This is a genomic window from Paraburkholderia sp. SIMBA_054 (genome assembly GCF_046534875.1).
Lineage (GTDB): Bacteria > Pseudomonadota > Gammaproteobacteria > Burkholderiales > Burkholderiaceae > Paraburkholderia > Paraburkholderia hospita.
In genome coordinates this window covers 1-500 of record NZ_JAWRXV010000227.1, presented here as the reverse complement: position 1 = coordinate 500, position 500 = coordinate 1, and the positions used below count along the sequence as shown (strand labels likewise).

Genomic DNA, 500 nt, shown 5'->3' with positions numbered 1-500 from the left:
TCGAACACGGCGCGACGATCATGCCGTCGACGCGAAACGAGCCGCTCGAAATCGCCGCGCCAATATCGGCATTGGGATAGTGCTCGAAAGCCAGCGCCTGAACGTCGGCCGCGCGCAAGTCGGTTTCGTAGGCGAGCGTCATTTGCGCCGAGCGGCTCATCACCAGATGAGTCTCCACGTCGAGCTCGCGCAGCATCTCGAGCAGCCTCACGCCATAGACAACGCCGGAAGCGCCGCTGATTCCCACCACGACACGTTTGCGTAGGTCCATGTTCGTCGTCTCTTGTCGATCCGCTGCGCGGCGGGTTCGTAGGTTCGTATGTTCGTCTGTCTCCGCACTCAGGTTGCATGACATGGCCCCTGTCGTTCAAACGAAATCTGTTCATGCCTCGCATGAGGGCTTTTCATTGTCCGCGGATGAAATCCGTTCATGACGTACATGAGAAATCAGCGTTTGCGAGGGGAGGTCGTTGTGCGTCAGTCTGCGCTCACCGTCGTTC

The 500-nt window shown here is 59.0% G+C and carries 1 protein-coding gene; it reads right to left on the bottom strand.

Going from position 1 to position 500, the window contains the following annotated elements; all coding sequences use genetic code 11:
- The coding region (locus SB822_RS54885) for a flavoprotein (protein ID WP_410858821.1) at nucleotides 1-271 on the bottom strand (271 nt) is incomplete at its 3' end.
- Nucleotides 272-500 lie beyond the last annotated feature (229 nt).